Source organism: Streptomyces sp. NBC_01197, from assembly GCF_036010505.1.
GTDB lineage: Bacteria > Actinomycetota > Actinomycetes > Streptomycetales > Streptomycetaceae > Streptomyces.
Window position 1 is genome coordinate 4879039 of sequence record NZ_CP108569.1, and the last position, 16107, is coordinate 4895145.

The 16107-nt window shown below is 69.7% G+C and carries 19 protein-coding genes; 15 read left to right on the top strand and 4 right to left on the bottom strand.

What is annotated here, in order from left to right; translation table 11 throughout:
* The 6 genes from OG452_RS22340 (at position 1) to OG452_RS22365 (ending at position 3454) form a co-directional block, all read left to right on the top strand.
* The gene (locus tag OG452_RS22340; protein WP_327297359.1) at positions 1–252 is read left to right on the top strand and encodes a gas vesicle protein GvpG; all 252 of its coding nucleotides are present in this window, start codon (positions 1–3) and stop codon (positions 250–252) included.
* Positions 249–602, top strand: a complete 354-nt coding sequence (locus tag OG452_RS22345; protein WP_327297360.1) for a gas vesicle protein — start codon at positions 249–251, stop codon at positions 600–602. Before OG452_RS22340 ends, OG452_RS22345 begins: the two co-directional genes overlap by 4 nt.
* Positions 599–1507, top strand: a complete 909-nt coding sequence (locus OG452_RS22350) for a GvpL/GvpF family gas vesicle protein (protein WP_327297361.1) — start codon at positions 599–601, stop codon at positions 1505–1507. The genes OG452_RS22345 and OG452_RS22350 overlap by 4 nt, the downstream gene beginning before the upstream one ends.
* Positions 1491–1721, top strand: a complete 231-nt coding sequence (locus OG452_RS22355) for a gas vesicle protein (RefSeq protein ID WP_327297362.1) — start codon at positions 1491–1493, stop codon at positions 1719–1721. The genes OG452_RS22350 and OG452_RS22355 overlap by 17 nt, the downstream gene beginning before the upstream one ends.
* Positions 1718–2002, top strand: a complete 285-nt coding sequence (locus OG452_RS22360; RefSeq protein WP_327297363.1) for a gas vesicle protein K — start codon at positions 1718–1720, stop codon at positions 2000–2002. The genes OG452_RS22355 and OG452_RS22360 overlap by 4 nt, the downstream gene beginning before the upstream one ends.
* Positions 2003–2086: 84 nt before the next feature.
* Positions 2087–3454, top strand: a complete 1368-nt coding sequence (locus OG452_RS22365) for an FAD-binding oxidoreductase (protein WP_327297364.1) — start codon at positions 2087–2089, stop codon at positions 3452–3454.
* 62 nt (positions 3455–3516) lie between these two features.
* Here the strand turns inward: OG452_RS22365 and OG452_RS22370 are convergent, their stop codons facing one another.
* Positions 3517–3993, bottom strand: a complete 477-nt coding sequence (locus OG452_RS22370; protein WP_327297365.1) for an SsgA family sporulation/cell division regulator — start codon at positions 3991–3993, stop codon at positions 3517–3519.
* A 210-nt stretch (positions 3994–4203) separates the two neighbouring features.
* On the opposite strand from OG452_RS22370, the gene OG452_RS22375 reads away from it, so the two are divergent.
* A complete protein-coding gene (locus OG452_RS22375) occupies positions 4204–5706 on the top strand; it encodes an RDD family protein (RefSeq protein WP_327297366.1) in 1503 nt (500 codons plus the stop codon).
* 64 nt (positions 5707–5770) lie between these two features.
* The gene (locus OG452_RS22380; RefSeq protein WP_327297367.1) at positions 5771–6460 is read left to right on the top strand and encodes an RDD family protein; all 690 of its coding nucleotides are present in this window, start codon (positions 5771–5773) and stop codon (positions 6458–6460) included.
* Positions 6461–6490: 30 nt separating this feature from the next.
* On the opposite strand, the gene OG452_RS22385 is transcribed toward OG452_RS22380, so the two are convergent.
* A complete protein-coding gene (locus OG452_RS22385) occupies positions 6491–6820 on the bottom strand; it encodes a hypothetical protein (RefSeq protein WP_327297368.1) in 330 nt (109 codons plus the stop codon).
* A gap of 393 nt (positions 6821–7213) precedes the next feature.
* Here OG452_RS22385 and OG452_RS22390 point away from each other — a divergent pair, with 393 nt between their 5' ends.
* Positions 7214–9628, top strand: coding sequence for an immune inhibitor A domain-containing protein (locus tag OG452_RS22390; protein ID WP_327297369.1), 2415 nt, complete (start codon positions 7214–7216; stop codon positions 9626–9628).
* A 123-nt stretch (positions 9629–9751) separates the two neighbouring features.
* A complete protein-coding gene (locus OG452_RS22395; RefSeq protein WP_327297370.1) occupies positions 9752–10057 on the top strand; it encodes a hypothetical protein in 306 nt (101 codons plus the stop codon).
* A gap of 96 nt (positions 10058–10153) precedes the next feature.
* On the opposite strand, the gene OG452_RS22400 is transcribed toward OG452_RS22395, so the two are convergent.
* Complete coding sequence (locus tag OG452_RS22400; protein WP_327297371.1) at positions 10154–10738, bottom strand: isochorismatase family protein; 585 nt, start codon at positions 10736–10738, stop codon at positions 10154–10156.
* A 221-nt stretch (positions 10739–10959) separates the two neighbouring features.
* A complete protein-coding gene (locus OG452_RS22405; protein ID WP_327297372.1) occupies positions 10960–12288 on the bottom strand; it encodes a nicotinate phosphoribosyltransferase in 1329 nt (442 codons plus the stop codon).
* A gap of 167 nt (positions 12289–12455) precedes the next feature.
* Here OG452_RS22405 and clpS point away from each other — a divergent pair, with 167 nt between their 5' ends.
* From clpS to OG452_RS22430, 5 genes are all read left to right on the top strand, one after another.
* Complete coding sequence (clpS, locus tag OG452_RS22410; protein ID WP_327297373.1) at positions 12456–12770, top strand: ATP-dependent Clp protease adapter ClpS; 315 nt, start codon at positions 12456–12458, stop codon at positions 12768–12770.
* On the top strand, positions 12770–13429 hold the full coding sequence (locus tag OG452_RS22415; RefSeq protein WP_327297374.1) for a DUF2017 domain-containing protein: 660 nt from the start codon (positions 12770–12772) through the stop codon (positions 13427–13429). Before clpS ends, OG452_RS22415 begins: the two co-directional genes overlap by 1 nt.
* 331 nt (positions 13430–13760) lie before the next feature.
* Positions 13761–15197: an amino acid permease gene (locus tag OG452_RS22420; RefSeq protein WP_327297375.1), complete on the top strand. Its 1437-nt coding sequence runs from the start codon at positions 13761–13763 to the stop codon at positions 15195–15197.
* A gap of 209 nt (positions 15198–15406) precedes the next feature.
* Positions 15407–15823: a M67 family metallopeptidase gene (locus OG452_RS22425; protein ID WP_327297376.1), complete on the top strand. Its 417-nt coding sequence runs from the start codon at positions 15407–15409 to the stop codon at positions 15821–15823.
* Between the two features lie 94 nt (positions 15824–15917).
* On the top strand, positions 15918–16082 hold the full coding sequence (locus OG452_RS22430; RefSeq protein WP_327297377.1) for a hypothetical protein: 165 nt from the start codon (positions 15918–15920) through the stop codon (positions 16080–16082).
* Positions 16083–16107: the final 25 nt, after the last annotated feature.

The following is a 16107-nucleotide window of genomic DNA, read 5'->3' on the forward strand; positions in this document are numbered from 1 at the left end:
ATGGGCCTGCTCTCAGGTGTCCTGCTCCTTCCGCTGGCGCCGGTACGGGGCGTGGTCTGGATCTCCGACCGGCTCATCGACGCGGCCGAGCAGGAACTCCACGACCCAGGGGTGATCCGCGCCCAGCTCGCCGAACTCAACCGCTGCCTGGACGACGGCGAGATCACCCTGGCCCAGTTCGAACGCGAGGAGGAGCGGCTGCTGGACCTCCTCGACCGGAAGCCGCTGGCGAGAGCAGGGGGATCACCGTGACAGAAGTCGACAGTTGGGGCTCGGCACCCCCGTCGCACGCACCCGCGACGGCCAACCTGGCCGAGATCCTCGAACGCGTCCTTGACAAGGGCATCGTCATCGCGGGCGACATCAAGATCGATCTGCTCGACATCGAACTCCTGACCATCCGGCTGCGCCTGTTCATCTCGTCCGTGGAGACGGCGAAGAAGGCCGGTATCGACTGGTGGGAGACCGACCCCGCCCTCTCCTCCCGGGCCGCGCACGACGCCCTGGCCGAGGAGAACAAGAAGCTGCGTGAACGCCTTGAGGCGCTGGAGGGCGACGACGCTGGGGAATCGGGTCGCCCGAGGGAGGTACGCCGCCGATGACGTCCACCCCGGAACACCCGCCGGCCCCGCGCCACCCGCTCGGTCAGGCCGACAGCCCCGGCGCCGCCCCGGCCACGTACGTCTTCGCCGTCTGCGGGCCGGACCGCCCCGCGCGGGTGGACCCCGCCCACGGACATCCCGGGGGCGGGCCGCTGCGCTTCCTGCCCGTGGGCTCGCTGCGGGCCGTGGTCCAGGACGTACCGGCGGAAGCCTTCTCGGAGGCCTCCCTGCGTGAGCGGCTCGCCGATCCCGCCGAACTCGAACGCTGTGCGCGGACCCACCACGACGTCGTCACCGCCGCCGCCACCGGGGGCCCCACTGTGCCGCTTCCCCTGGCGACGCTCTATCTCGGGGACGAGCGCGCCGCCGCCGCCCTCGGCGCGGAGCAGGAACGCTTCCGGGCGGCGCTCGACCGCATCGCGGGACGGGCCGAATGGGCCGTCAAGGTCTATCTGACGCAGTCCGGGGCGGGGGACGGGGCCGCTCACAGCGGGGATGGGGCCGCACCGTCCGAGACGCCCGCGCCGCCCGCGCCGCCCCCGCCGTCCGTGCCCGGGGAGGGCGCGGGCCGTGCGTACCTGAACCGGCTGCGCGGCATCCGCCGGCTGCGCGAGGAGCGCCAGGATCACGCCTTGGCCGCAGCCGAGCAGGTGGACGCCGCCGTACGGGAGTTGGCGGTCGGCTCGGTCCGACGCCGTCCGCACGGCCCCGAGGCGACCGGCGAAGGCCGCGCCCAGGTCATGAACGCCGCCTATCTGATCGCTCAGGAAAGGAGCGAGGAGTTGGCAACCACGCTGGGGCTGCTCCGCGGCTCTCCGGGTTTCCACGGCATCGACATCGAGATCTCGGGCCCCTGGGCCCCGTACTCGTTCACGGACGGAGCGAACCTTGCCGGGCACCCGTAGTCCCGTCCCCTGGCAGGGCCCGGAGGCCGCCGCTCCGATCGGTGTCCCCCTGGTCGACCTCCTCGACCGAGTCCTCGGTACCGGCGTCGTCATCAGCGGAGACCTGGTGATCGCCATCGCCGAGGTCCCCCTGGTCCGGCTCTCCCTGCACGCCCTGCTCGCATCGGTCAGCGAGCGGGTGCCCGCCCCGTGGGCCGACGGAGGGCCGCTGTGAGCGACACCCGAGTGGACATCGACCCGCACAGTGCGGGCCGCGATCTGGCGTCGCTCGTCCTCACCGTCGTCGAACTGCTCAGACAGCTCATGGAGCGCCAGGCGATCCGGCGGTTCGACAGCGGAGACCTCACCGAGGAGCAGGAAGAGCGCGTGGGAACCACACTGATGCTCCTCGACGAGCGGATGACGGAACTCTGCGCACAGCACGGTCTGCGCCGCGAGGACCTCAACCTGGACCTCGGGCCGCTCGGCACCCTGCTCTCCCACGAGTCCCGCTGACCGGCCACCCCCGGCGCCGCCCTCTCCGCGCCCACCGAGGTCCGCCCCTTCCCAGCAGCCGTCCACCGATGCCAGGCTGGGATCATGAATGATCTGCTCGAACACCTGCGCACCGGACTCCCGGCCGAAGCCCTGATCAGCGACCCGGACGTGATGGCCTCGTACGCCAGGGACACGGCCGGCTTCTGCGACGCCGGGGCCCCCGCCGCCGTCGTCCTGCCGCGCACCACCGAGCAGGTCCAGCACGTCATGCGCACGGCGACAGCCCTCCGTACGCCCGTCGTACCGCAGGGGGCCCGCACTGGCCTCTCCGGCGCGGCCAACGCCATCGACGGCTGCATCGTGCTGTCCCTCGTCAGGATGGACCGGATCCTGGAGATCAGCCCCGTCGACCGGATCGCCGTCGTCGAACCGGGCGTCGTCAACGCCGTGCTCTCCCGGGCCGCCGCCGACCAGGGCTTGTACTACCCGCCGGACCCGTCCAGCTGGGAGACCTGCACCATCGGCGGGAACATCGGCACGGCGGCGGGCGGCCTGTGCTGTGTGAAGTACGGGGTGACAGCCGAGTACGTACTCGGCCTGGAGGTCGTACTCGCCGACGGGCGGCTCCTGACCACCGGCCGCCGCACCGCCAAGGGTGTCGCCGGATATGACCTGACCCGGCTCTTCGTCGGCTCCGAGGGCAGCCTCGGGGTGGTCGTGAAGGCCGTACTCGCACTGAAGCCCGCCCCGCCGCGCCAGCTCGCCCTGGCCGCCGAGTTCTCATCGGCCGCTGCCGCCTGCGACGCCATCTGCGCGATCATGGAGCGCGGTCACACACCCTCACTCCTCGAACTCATGGACCGTACGACCATCCGCGCGGTCAACTCGATGGCGCAGATGGGCCTCCCGGAAACCACGGAAGCTCTGCTGCTCGCCGCGTTCGACACCGCGGACCCCGCGGCCGACCTGGCGGCGGTCGGCGAGCTGTGTGCGGCGGCGGGCGCCACCGAGATCGTGCCCGCCGAGGACGAGGCCGAGTCCGAACTGCTCCTCCAGGCCCGCAGGCTGTCCCTCACCGCGCTGGAGACGGTCAAGCCGGCGACGATGATCGACGACGTGTGCGTACCGCGTTCGAAGCTCGGCGCCATGCTCGAAGGCACTGCGGCCATCGCCGAGAAGCACGACCTCACCATCGGCGTCTGCGCCCACGCCGGCGACGGCAACACGCACCCCGTCGTCTGCTTCGACCACGCCGACCCCGAGGAGTCGCGGCGGGCGCGTGAGTCCTTCGACGAGATCATGGCGCTCGGCCTTGAGCTGGGCGGCACGATCACCGGCGAACACGGCGTGGGCGTACTCAAGAAGGAGTGGCTGGCGCGCGAACTGGGCCCGGTGGGCGTCGAGATGCAGCGCGGTGTCAAGCGGGCTTTCGACCCGCTGGGCCTGCTCAACCCGGGCAAACTCTTCTGAGGACCTCCCGCTCCGGTACGCCCGGTGGGCACCGGCCGTCCTCGTGGTCGCCGTCCTCCTGGTCACCGGCCGTCGTCGTCGGACTCGTCCGCGGGCCAGGGGTCGCGCATCCACAGATCGTCCGCCGGCAGCGGGGTGAGCAGCGCGGCCAGACCCTCGTCGATGCCCAGATGCGTGCTCTCCGAGCCGGGCGGCACGGCCCGCAGGGTCCGCTCCAGCCAGGCGGAGATCTGAGCGGTCGGCGCCTCAAGGAGGGCGTTCCCGTCGGGCGAGGAGAGCGCGATGCAGACGACGCTCTTCGAGTCCACCTTGGTGGGCCAGATCCGTACGTCGCCGTGGCCGCAGGGCCTGAACACCCCCTCGACCATCAGTTCACGGGCGAACGACCAGTTCACGGGGGTGTCCGAACAGATGTGGAAACTGACGTGCACGGCGTAGGGGTCGGCCGTGCTGTAGGAAAGCCGGGCCGGGACAGGGATGCTGCGCTCGGGCGACAGCACCAGCTTGAGCTCCAGTTCACGTTCCACCACGGTGTTCATGGCGAGCGGTTCCTCTCCTCGTACGTACGCCCAACGGCGGGCCGTACAGGGTGAGAGCACCCTGCCCGGCATTCATTACGCGGGTTTCGAGGATGATTTGGCGATGACCGGAAAGTGGTCGATGCGGCAGGACCGGTCCGTGGCCCCACGGCGGTCTGATAGATGTGGAGCCTTGAATTGCGGCTCTCAAGGAGATACGGGACCACGGTGATGAGCGCCCCAACCCCGGCAACCGGCGACGGCAGCCCCACGCCTGGCTACTACCCAGATCCATCGATTCCCGGATATGTGCGGTACTGGAACGGTGCTTCGTGGGTACCGGGCACGAGCCGTCCGGCTCCCGCCGACGACAGCCAGGCCCTGCCGGTACCCCCGGGCGGCGCGGCAGCCGCGCCGGCCGCACCGCTGCCCGCCGTGCGCAGACCGGCCGAGGCGCCCGTGGTGCCGCAGGCGGAGGAGACCGGGCCGGTCTTCTTCGACGAGGAGCCGGAGTACGACAGTCGGCAGGAACCCTCCTCCGTCTGGCAGGCCGACGCCTCCCGCCAGGGCGGCTTCGGCGGCGAGCGCGACCGCCGGGTCTCCTGGGGCGGGCCGGACCCCCGTACACCCGCGGAGGCCCCCGCCCGGTCCGGCGACGCCGCACAGCCCGAGCCCGGCCGCCCGGTCCCCGAGCCGCGCCGCGCCGAGCTGCCCGCCGGACCGGAGGCCTCCCGGCCCGCCCTCCCCACCGGCAGTCAGGCCCCGCCGCCGGACGGCACGGTCACCCTGCGCGCGCTGCGCCCCGGAAGCGGGACAGGAAGCGGTCCCGGCGATGCGGGTCCCGGTGCGGGTGGAAGCGCGGGCGACGACGCGGGCCGTACGAGCAGGACGGACGGCACCATGTCCATCCGCGCCGTACGCCCGCAGGCTCAGCAGCCCCAGCAATCTCAGCAATCCGTGCCGCCGCAACAACCCGTGCAGCCCCAGCCCCAGCCGCAGTTCCAGCCTCCGCCGTACGTCCCGCAGCAGGGCCGGCCCCTGCCTGCCCAGTCGCAGCCCGTCCAGTCGCAGCCTCAGCCCGTCCCGCCCCAGCAGCCGTATTCGGAAGCGGGCAGTCCGCAGGCACCTTCCTGGCCGCAGCAGGTGCAGCAGCTCGCCAGGTCCGGCGAGGGGACCGACCAGGAGCGGCTGCCGCCGTGGAAGCCCCCCGTCGAGGACCCGTTCCAGGCAGCCGCCCGCGCCCAGGCTTCCGCCCGGCCGGCGGGCCTCGGCAAGCGGTTCGCCGCCCGGCTGATCGACACCGTCGTGCTGGGCGCGGTGGCCGGTGCGGTGGCCGTACCGTTCCTGACGGAGGCCGCCGACCACATCAACAGCAAGATCGACGAGGCCAGGCTCTCCGGGACCACCGTCACGGTCTGGCTGCTCGACGGGACCACGGCCGGCTGTCTGGCGGCCGTCATCGGGGCCTTCCTGGTCCTGGGGCTGCTGTACGAGGCCCTGCCGACCGCCAAGTGGGGCCGCACCCTCGGCAAGAAGCTCTGCCGGGTCCAGGTCCGCGACATGGAGTCCTACGAGCCGCCCTCCTTCGGCGGTGCGGCCGTCCGCTGGCTGCTGTACGGGGTGCTCGGGATGCTGGTGGTGGGCGTCGTCAACGTCCTCTGGTGTCTGTTCGACCGGCCCTGGCGGCAGTGTCTGCACGACAAGGCCGCACGGACGTTCGTGGCAGCGGGCTGACGCGGCCTCACTCGTACGGTCCTGACCGGATGCGGGGCCCCGCCGGGCGCGGTCGACTCGGGCCATGAGCACCGATCAGCCGCCGCCCGGACAGCCCCCGGAGGACGACCCCTTCCTCAAGAAGCCGCAGGGCGGATCGCCGCCGCCCCCACCGGGCGGCGGCAGTCCGTACGACAGTGCGCCGCCCCCGCCGCCCCCGCCCCGGGGTGGCGGCGGTCCGTATGGTGGCAGCACACCCCCGCCGTACGACCCGAACGCCTACGGCAGCGGCAGCGCGTACGGCGGTGAACAGCCGCTCGCCGGGATGCCGCCGCTCGCGCCCAGCGGCAAGCGGGTGCTGGCCCGCATCATCGACATCCTGATCGTCGCCGTAGTCGTCTGGCTGATCTCACTGATCTTCGGCGGGCTGCGGTACAACACGGACCACATGAACTACGGCCGGTCGCTCGGCCAGAGCGTGATCGCGGCGATCCTCTACATCGGCTACGACACCCTCATGACGGTCAGGCGCAACGGGCAGACCGTGGGCAAGGGGCTGTTCAACCTCCGGGCAGCCAATCTGAACGACGGCACCACCCCGACCACACAGGCGGCCCTCGTCAGGGCGGCCGTGCTGTGGCTGCCCGCGGTGTTCTGCTGCGCCTGTGTGTGGACCGCGATCTGCGGTGGCTGGAGCTTCTTCGACAGGCCGTACAAGCAGGGGCTGCACGACAAGGCGGCGAAGACCGTGGTGGTGGTCACGGCACCGTCGTAGATCCGCAGCGGGCCGCTCCCCGCGGGTCGTTCAGCCGCGCAGTGAGTGGCCGCCGACCCGTTCGCCGGCGGCGGTCCGGCTGGGCGGAGCGGACATCCGCAGGCCCGATGACGTGGCCGTCGCGTCGTCGGCGGTGGTACGGTCCGCACCGGCATTCTCGCCTCCGGCCGGGGCGGCCTGGCGGGACCGTTTCGGCATGGGTACGGTCACCGCGACCAGGAGACCGAGGACCAGCGCCGCCACGACGATGACCGCGACTCCGACGCCCGATGAGGTGCGCGAGAGCAGCAGCATCGCAAGGGTCGAGAAGACGACGGTGGCCGAACCATACGAGAGCTGTGCGGCAGTCGGACGCGTCATGGCGGTATCCGTCCTAGGGACAGCGGTGGGTGGTCGACTCGGCGGAGCATGTCGGTACATACATCGAGTGGCACGTACGTCGAGCGCGACTCTAATCCGACGGATGCCCGAGCGGAACCATTAGTAAGCGTCGCCTAACCCACAGTGCCGGTGCACGGGGGGCGCACGGAGTCATGCCCGCAACCAGTCGGCCGGACCGACGCGCCCGTTGACCCTCCGTGAGGTTCACCGCAGAGTGTCGGAGCCGGCTGTGCGGCCGCTGTGAGCCGTCCGGATATCGGAAACGGTGCTCTACATAATGCAGTTGCTATGTTCAAGTCAAGATCTGTCTTTTCTCTTGCACCTCCGGTCGAATGTCGTCACTTGCGACGCGTTCGGGGAGGACAGCACCAAGTGGATATCAAGAGACGGGCAACGACCCGGGTGGCCGCAGTGCTCGTGGCCATCGCCGCGACCACCGCCACCGCTTCGGCCTACGCCACCGCCCAGGCCGACACCAAGGCCCCTGCGGGCAGCGCGACTTCGAAGAAGATCGACCGCCGCGACCCGGCGACGCAGCTCAAGGGCCAGAAGCACAATCTGGACGGCCCGTTCAGTAAGCAGCAGAACAAGGAACGCCAGTCGGCGCTGCAACAGGTCATATCCGGCCACAAGAAGGTGCAGTCGCACGGCGGTTCCAAGGTGGTGCGCCTCGACGACAAGAAGTACGTCGAGCTCGGCCGCGAGAAGACCGACAAGATATTCACGATCCTGGTGCAGTTCGGCGACACGGTCGACAACACCACGATGTACGACCCGGACGGCCCCGACGGGCCGAAGCCGCCGGTGAAGAAGTACGGCGGCACTCCCGGTCCCGCGCACAACAAGATCGCCCAGCCGGACCGCACGAAGGACAACAGCACCGCCTGGCAGGCGGACTACAACCGCCAGCACTTCCAGGACCTCTACTTCGGTACCGGCAAGGGCAAGGACTCGCTCAAGTCGTACTACGAGAAGACCTCGTCCGGCCGCTACTCCGTCGACGGAGAGGTCGCCGACTGGGTCACCGTCCCGTACAACGAGGCACGTTACGGCTCCAACTACTGCGGCTCCAGCATCTGCGCCAACGCCGGTGACCTGGTCCGCGACGGCGTCACCGCGTGGGCCAAGGCCCAGAAGGCGGCCGGCAAGACCGACGCCGAGATCAAGGCGACCCTGGCCAGTTATGACCAGTGGGACCGCTACGACTACGACGGCGACGGCAACTTCAACGAGCCCGACGGCTACATCGACCACTTCCAGATCGTGCACGCCGGCGAGGACGAGTCCGCCGGCGGCGGCGCCGAGGGCGCCGACGCGCTCTGGGCGCACCGCTCCTACGTGTACGGCACGGACACCGGCAAGACCGGCCCGGCCGACAACAAGGCCGGCGGCACGCCGATCGGTGACACCGGCATCTGGGTCGGCGACTACACCATGCAGCCCGAGAACGGCGGCCTCGGAGTCTTCGCCCACGAGTACGCCCACGACCTGGGGCTGCCGGACGAGTACGACACCACCAACACCGCTGAGAACGGTGTGGGGTTCTGGTCGCTGATGTCGGCGGGCTCCTGGCTGAGCACCGGTGACAACGCCATCGGCAACAAGCCGGGGGACATGTCCGCGTGGGACAAGCTCCAACTCGGCTGGCTCGACTACGACACGGCCAAGGCCGCGAAGAAGTCGACCCACAAGCTCGGCGTCTCGGAGTACAACACCAAGAACAAGCAGGCGCTGGTCGTCTCACTGCCGGACAAGCCCGTCACCACGACGATCACCAAACCGGCCGAGGGCAGCAAGCAGTGGTGGAGCGGGATGGGTGACGACCTCTCCAACACCCTGACCCGCTCGGTCGACCTGACCGGCAAGACCAAGGCCTCGCTCGACCTTTCGGGCTGGTGGGACATCGAGAAGGACTACGACTTCCTCTACGCCGAGGTCTCGACGGACGGCGGCGCCAACTGGACGGCCATCGACGGCAAGGCCGACGGTGCGCAGATCCCGCGCGACGGCGGCGACAAGCCCGCGCTGACCGGATCGTCCGCCGCGTACAAGACGCTCTCGTACCCGCTGGACGCCTACGCGGGCAAGAAGATCGACCTCCGCTTCCGCTACTCGTCCGACGGCGGTGTCTCCGGCAAGGGCTTCGCGGCCGACGCGATCTCGGTGAACGCCGACGGGGCCCCGCTCTTCACGGACAACGCCGAGACGGACGACGCCGGTTGGACCGCGAAGGGCTTCTCGCGCATCGGTGAGTCCTTCACCAAGGAGTACCCGCAGTACTACATCGCGGAGAACCGCCAGTACGTGTCGTACGACCGGACGCTGAAGACGGGCCCGTACAACTTCGGCTTCTCGAAGTCCCGTCCGGACTGGGTGGAGTACTACCCGTACCAGCGCGGCCTGATGATCTGGCAGTGGGACACCTCGCAGCCCGACAACAATGTCAGCGCCCACCCGGGCCAGGGCCTGATCCTGCCGGTCGACTCGCACGCCAAGCCGCTCAAGTGGGCGGACGGCACGGTCATGCGGAACAAGATCCAGCCCTTCGACGCGCCGTTCAGCCGGTACCCGACGGACGGCTTCACGCTGCACAGCGGGGATGTCGCCAAGCGGGTCCTGCCGCAGCTCGGCCGGCCGGTTTTCGATGATCACCAGGGTACGTACTGGTACAAGGACAATGAGACCGGAAGCGTCAAGGTAACTGACACCAACACCCGGATCTCGATCATCCACCAGCCGCGGGACGGCTCGACGATCACGGTCCAGGTCGGCGCCTCGCACCACTGAGTCACATTTTCGCAGGTCAGAGCGTGATCGGCCGTCGCCCTCTAGCGGGCGGCGGCCGATCGTGTTTAGGTGCCTCTTGCACAGTCCTTATTGACACAACGTCTCACGGGGGAGATGAACGGTATGCCTGGTGGCGGATTCAGCAGACTTCCGAACGGCAGTGTGGTGGTCGCACTCACCCTGCCGAGCCCGGACCGGATGACCCATGTCCGGATCCTCGTCCACGCCGCGAACCGAGCGCGCGCCCTGACCCGGGTGCGCAATCTGGGGATGCGGGCGGTGTATCTGCGCGGTAACACGCAGCCACCGACACCGGACGAGGTCACGGCCGTCCTGCACCATCCGGACGGGCTGCTGTGGCGCGCGGCGCCGCAGGAGGAGGCGGAGCTCTGGCATCCGATCAGAGCGCTGCTGGGCGAGGGCGTCTGAGGCGTCCGGGCAGAGCGCTGCTGGGCGAGGGCGTCTGAGGCGTCCGGGCCGGCGCCGGGAAGGGGCGGTGCAGGTGCCTACGCTGCTCGGAGCGCCCTACACCACCGGCTTGCCCGTCAGCTCCACGCCGGCCGCCCGCATCTCCTCCAGCGCCCAGTCCGTCGTCGCCTCGGCCACCCCGGCCGTCAGGCCCAGCAGCACATGCGTCCCGAACCCGGCCCGTACCGCGTCGAGCGCCGTCGCCCGCACGCAGTGGTCGGTGGCGATACCGACCACGTCGACCTCTTCGACCTCGCGGGCCCGCAGCCAGTCGGCCAGCCGTACCCCGTTCTCGTCGAGGCCCTCGAAACCGCTGTACGCCGCCGCGTAGGCGCCCTTGTCGAAGACGGCGCTGATCGCACCGGACGCCACAGCCGGGGCGAAGTGCGGGTGGAACCCCACCCCCTCCGTACCGGCGACGCAGTGCGGCGGCCAGGAGTGGACGTAGTCCGGGTTCCGGGAGAAGTGGTTGCCCGGGTTCACATGGTGGTCACGGGTGGCCACCACATGCCGGTAGCAGGCCGTGGACTGGCCGATCAGGTCGGTGACGGCGGCAGCGACATCGGCGCCCCCCTCGACGGCGAGGCTTCCGCCTTCGCAGAAGTCGTTCTGCACATCGACGACGATCAGGGCGCGGTGCATGGCGGGATCCTTGTCCTGGTGGGAGAAGGGGTGGCGGAAGGACGGCGTGCGCCGGTGCGCGAGGGCGCCCCGGCAGCCGTTCCATTCCCGCTCACCTGTGGTTCATGCGTACGGGACGGGGTCGTGCGTACGGGAGCGTCTCCGGGCACGGGTGGTCCCTGCGGACGCGAAGTCACGGCCCGTCCCGGCCGCGAACTCACGGCCCGTCCCGGCCGGACGGCTCAGATGTACTCGGTGGGGATGACCGGCTCGCCCCGGGAGAGCTGGAAGGCCGACATGGGCAGGGTGGCCCGGACGGCCAGATGACGCTCGCGCACCGTGTCCAGCGATTCACGTTCGATGACCTCGCCGCCCTTGATCAGCTTCACCAGGAGCTCCTGGTCCGTCAGCTCCGGCGGCACCTGGCCGGTGCCGATCACCTCGGCCGCGGCGATCCCGTCGGCGTCGGCCCTGCGCGCCGCCCACTTGCGGCCGCCGCGTGACGTCTTGGCGCCCAGCGACTTCTTCGCCACCGGCTGGAGTGGGGCCTGCGGGTCGGCGGACGTGGCGCGGGCCACCAGCTTGTAGACCATGGAACAGGTGGGGTGCCCGCTGCCGGTGACGAGCTGGGTGCCGACCCCGTACGCGTCGACGGGCGCGGCGGCCAGCGAGGCGATGGCGTACTCGTCCAGGTCTGACGTGACCACGATCTTCGTCTCGGTGGCCCCCATCGCGTCCAGCTGCTGGCGGACCTTGTGCGCGACGAGCAGCAGGTCCCCGGAGTCGATACGCACCGCGCCGAGACCGGGACCGGCCACCTCGACGGCGGTACGGACCGCTTCGGCCACGTCGTAGGTGTCGACCAGCAGGGTGGTGTCCCCGCCCAGCGAAGCGACCTGGGCGGTGAACGCCTGCCGCTCGTCGTCGTGGAGCAGGGTGAAGGCGTGGGCGCTGGTGCCGACGGTGGGGATGCCGTACCGGAATCCGGCCGCCAGGTCCGAGGTGGTGGAGAAACCGCCGACGTACGCGGCGCGGGCCGACGCGACGGCCGCCAGCTCGTGGGTACGCCGGGCGCCCATCTCGATCAGCGGCCGGCCGCCGGCCGCCGCGTTCATCCGGGAGGCCGCCGCCGCGATGGCCGAGTCGTGGTTGAGGATCGAGAGGATCACCGTCTCCAGGAGCACGCACTCGGCGAAGGAGCCCTCGACCCGCAGGACGGGCGAGCCCGGGAAGTACACCTCGCCCTCCGGGTAGCCCCAGATGTCGCCGCTGAAACGGTAGGAGGCGAGCCATTCGGCGGTGGGCCCGTCGACGATCTTCTGCTCCCGCAGGAAGCGGAGCTGGTCCTCGTCGAAACGGAAGTTCTCGACCGCGTCCAGGACGCGCCCGGTGCCCGCCACGACGCCGTACCGGCGCCCCTCGGGCAGCCGCCGGGTGAAGACCTCGAAGACCGACCTGCGGTCGGCGGTGCCCGCCTTCAGGGCGGCCTGGAGCATCGTGAGCTCGTACTGGTCCGTGAAGAGCGCTGTCGACGGCACATGTACCGGCAGGCCAAGGTCCGCAACGTTCACAACGGTCAACCTCGCACTTTTTCGTCCGGGCCGGTCCGGCTCCGCCGGCCGGGCCTTCCGGGGCTGTCCCCCGCTCGATGGGGCGTACGAATGATGCTACCCCCTATTTCGTCAGAGTGACGAGATCTGTGGGCCGGTGTGTGCGCAGCCACTCCGCGGGTGGCAGCATGGGTCGCGTGAGTGTCGCCCCTGTAGAGATCGAACGTCCCGAATCGGCCGAGGAGACCTTCGCGGTCCCCGAGCCCGACGTGCCATGGGTGACGCTCGTCCACAACGACCCGGTCAACCTGATGAGCTATGTGGCCTATGTCTTCCAGAGCTACTTCGGTTACTCGAAGGCGAAGGCGCACAAGCTGATGCTCGATGTGCACCAGAAGGGGCGGGCCGTGGTCTCCAGCGGCAGCCGCGAGGAAATGGAACGCGACGTGCAGGCGATGCATGGTTACGGCCTGTGGGCCACTCTCACCCAGGACCGCAACTGATGGCCGGACAGTTCGAGGCTGTCCCGGGCGGGGGCGCCGCCGTGACGCTCGACGAGGTCGAGATGTCCATCCTGCGCTCGCTCGCCGTACAGCTCCTGGAGCTGGTCGGACCCGGTGAGGAGCCGGTCGACGGCGAGGATCCGCTGGCCTCACTGTTCGCCGAGGGGCCGAGCAAGCCGCCGGACGACCCGGCGCTGGCCCGCCTCTTCCCCGACGCGTACGGCGACGAGGAGCCCGACTTCTCGTCGGAGTTCCGCCGCTTCACCGAGAACGACCTGCGCGCCCGCAAACGTGAGGACGCGCTGGCGCTCGTACGGACGCTCGATGAAGCGGGTGCGGCGGGTGAGGCCGGTGCAACAGGTGCGGCAGGCGAGGCGGGCGCCGACGGTGCGCACCGCAAGGGCCGCCGCAAGCGCGCCCCCCTCCCCGATGGCACCGTGCAGCTCACGCTCTCGGCCGACGACTCGCGCCACTGGCTCGGCGCGCTCAACGACCTCCGGCTGACCATCGGCACCCGCCTCGACGTCTCATCGGAGGACGAGAGGGAGGACGGTGGGCTGTACCGGCTCCCGGACGACGACCCCCGCAAGCCGATGGTGATGGCCTATCTCTGGCTCGGCGCCCTCCAGGAAACCCTGGTCGAGACCCTGATGCCGTAACGGGCCCTCCTCGGGCTCGACCGGATCACCGTCCGCTCAAAGGACGCTCAAATCCGGATAACGATGACGTCACCGTGGTGGCCTATTTTGCCCCTCCTGGTGTTTTTCGTCCGGTTCTCCCAGTGGCGTGAGTCACATTCGGCCGGGATGATCTCTGATGCCGCCGTGATAAATCTTCACGACCGCCCGGGGACACCACCCCCGTCCCCGGGGCCGCCAGTCAGGCCGACCGCCGACAGCACTCCACCATCCGCGGGTTCTGCCCTCCAGGATCGTCACAGTCGATCCGAGCCTCGTCAGGCCGGATCGGCATGGAGAAAGGCGCAACACCATGACCTCAGTGCAGGTCGATCAGGAATACGACGGCAGTGAGGCCGAGGACGCCGGATCGGGCGAGGGATACAAGCGTGGCCTCGGAGCCCGCCAGATCCAGATGATCGCGATCGGCGGTGCCATCGGCACCGGGCTCTTCCTCGGCGCGGGCAAGGCCATCTCGAAGGCCGGGCCGAGCCTCATCCTCGCCTACGCCGTCGCGGGCCTGGTCATCTTCTTCATCATGCGGGCCCTGGGCGAGCTGCTCATGTACCGCCCGGTCTCGGGCTCCTTCTCGGAGTACGCGCGAGAGTTCATCGGTCCCTTCGCGGGCTATGTCACCGGCTGGACGTACTGGCTCTTCTGGGTCGTCACCGGCATCACCGAAGTCACCGCCGCCGCCACCTATATGACCTACTGGTGGAACATCCCGCAGTGGCTCTCCGCACTGGTCTTCACGATCATCCTCTACGGCGTGAACCTGATCTCCGTGAAGCTCTTCGGTGAGCTGGAGTTCTGGTTCTCGATGGTGAAGGTCACCGCGATCATCGGCATGATCCTGATCTGCGCCGGGATCCTCACCGTCGGCTTCTCCGACGCCGGCGACACCGCGAGCGTCACCCACCTCTGGGACCAGGGCGGCTTCTTCCCCAAGGGGATCACCGGCACCCTGATGACCCTGCAGATCGTGATGTTCGCCTTCCTCGCCGTCGAGCTGGTCGGCGTCACCGCGGGGGAGTCCAAGAACCCCAGGAAGGTCCTGCCCAAGGCCATCAACACCGTGCCCTGGCGTATCGCGGTCTTCTACATCGGCGCGCTGATCATGATCCTCTCGGTCGTCCCGTGGACCGACTTCAGCCCCGGTGTCAGCCCCTTCGTCGCCGCCTTCCAGAAGATGGGCCTGGGTGTGGGCGCGGGCATCGTCAACTTCGTCGTGCTGACCGCGGCCCTTTCCTCCTGCAACTCCGGCATGTACTCCACCGGCCGGATGCTGCGCGACCTGGCACTCAACGGCCAGGGCCCGAAGGCGTTCACGTCCCTGACGAAGAGCGGCACCCCGCTCCTTGGCACCAGCGTCTCCGCAGCGCTCATGCTCGTCGGGGTCTGGATCAACTACCAGTGGCCGGGCCAGGCGTTCAACTACGTCGTCTCCTTCGCCACCATCTCCGGCATGTGGGCCTGGATCGTGATCCTCGTCTGCCAGATCCGCTACCGAGCCAAGTCGGACCGCGGCGAACTCCCGGAGTCCAGCTTCCGGGCGCCCGGCGCCCCCTGGACCAGCTGGTTCTCGCTCGCCTTCATCGCCCTGGTCATCGTGATGATGGGCATCGACAAGGACACCCGCGTCTCGCTGTACGCGGCTCCCTTCTGGGCTGTGCTCCTCGGCGTCACATACCTGGTGCTGAGGGCCCGCAACCCGGAGGGTGCCGCCTTCGCCAAGCGGATCAAGAGCTGATGAAGCGCCGACGAGTGCTGATCAAGCACTGAACAGGTGCTGACGAAGCGCTGACCGGGCGCGTTCCCGGCACATTCCCAGCCGAGATCTCAGCATGTGGGCCGCCCCGTACCGCACTCCGGTACGAGGCGGCCCACCCGTCGCCCACCGCAGCCCTGCCTGACGCGCTGCGTGCGGCCCCCTCGGCCCTCCTGCTTATCCTGAACGGCATGCTGACCCTTACCCAGGCCCTGTACGACCAGATCGTGGCGCACGCCCGCGCCGACCACCCCGACGAGGCGTGCGGCATGGTCGCGGGCCCGGAGGGCTCCGGCCGCCCCGAGCGGTTCATCCCGATGCTCAACGCCGCCCGCTCGCCCACGTTCTACGAGTTCGACTCGGTGGACCTGCTGAAGCTCTACCGCGACCTGGACGACCGCGACGAGGAACCGGTGATCGTCTACCACTCGCACACCGCGACCGAGGCGTACCCGTCCCGCACGGACATCACCTATGCGAACGAGCCCGGCGCCCACTACGTCCTCGTCTCCACGGCCGACACGGACGGGGCCGGACCCTTCCAGTTCCGCTCGTACCGCATCGCCGACGGCGTGGTCACCGAGGAGGAAGTGACCGTCGTTCCGTAGCCGGCCCGCCCTCCTGTCCGGCAGCCGGACACATTGATCCCGCATACCGAGACCGCACCTCGGATCGGGGGCCGGGAATCGATACGATGAGCGCATGGTTTCCCATGACGTGAGCGAAAAGACGCCGGGCGCGACGCCCGTCACGCTGCGCTCCGCGTCCACGCTCTTGCTGGGAGCCTTCGGATGGGGAGCCGCCCGGCTGCACGTCGACCTGTGCCGCCTCGACAGCGCAATCTGTCCGCGCCGCGCTGCCGTCTGAGCCGCGGCCCCGCGTAAGCACCCCG

Coding starts and splice junctions, on each gene's coding strand:
- OG452_RS22340 (WP_327297359.1), top strand. CDS start 1: ATGGGCCTGCTCTCAGGTGTCCTGCTCCTTCCGCTGGCGCCGGTACGG.
- OG452_RS22350 (WP_327297361.1), top strand. CDS start 599: ATGACGTCCACCCCGGAACACCCGCCGGCCCCGCGCCACCCGCTCGGT.
- OG452_RS22365 (WP_327297364.1), top strand. CDS start 2,087: ATGAATGATCTGCTCGAACACCTGCGCACCGGACTCCCGGCCGAAGCC.
- OG452_RS22370 (WP_327297365.1), bottom strand. CDS start 3,993: ATGAACACCGTGGTGGAACGTGAACTGGAGCTCAAGCTGGTGCTGTCG.
- OG452_RS22375 (WP_327297366.1), top strand. CDS start 4,204: ATGAGCGCCCCAACCCCGGCAACCGGCGACGGCAGCCCCACGCCTGGC.
- OG452_RS22380 (WP_327297367.1), top strand. CDS start 5,771: ATGAGCACCGATCAGCCGCCGCCCGGACAGCCCCCGGAGGACGACCCC.
- OG452_RS22385 (WP_327297368.1), bottom strand. CDS start 6,820: ATGACGCGTCCGACTGCCGCACAGCTCTCGTATGGTTCGGCCACCGTC.
- OG452_RS22395 (WP_327297370.1), top strand. CDS start 9,752: ATGCCTGGTGGCGGATTCAGCAGACTTCCGAACGGCAGTGTGGTGGTC.
- OG452_RS22400 (WP_327297371.1), bottom strand. CDS start 10,738: ATGCACCGCGCCCTGATCGTCGTCGATGTGCAGAACGACTTCTGCGAA.
- clpS (WP_327297373.1), top strand. CDS start 12,456: ATGGGTCGCGTGAGTGTCGCCCCTGTAGAGATCGAACGTCCCGAATCG.
- OG452_RS22415 (WP_327297374.1), top strand. CDS start 12,770: ATGGCCGGACAGTTCGAGGCTGTCCCGGGCGGGGGCGCCGCCGTGACG.
- OG452_RS22420 (WP_327297375.1), top strand. CDS start 13,761: ATGACCTCAGTGCAGGTCGATCAGGAATACGACGGCAGTGAGGCCGAG.
- OG452_RS22425 (WP_327297376.1), top strand. CDS start 15,407: ATGCTGACCCTTACCCAGGCCCTGTACGACCAGATCGTGGCGCACGCC.
- OG452_RS22430 (WP_327297377.1), top strand. CDS start 15,918: ATGGTTTCCCATGACGTGAGCGAAAAGACGCCGGGCGCGACGCCCGTC.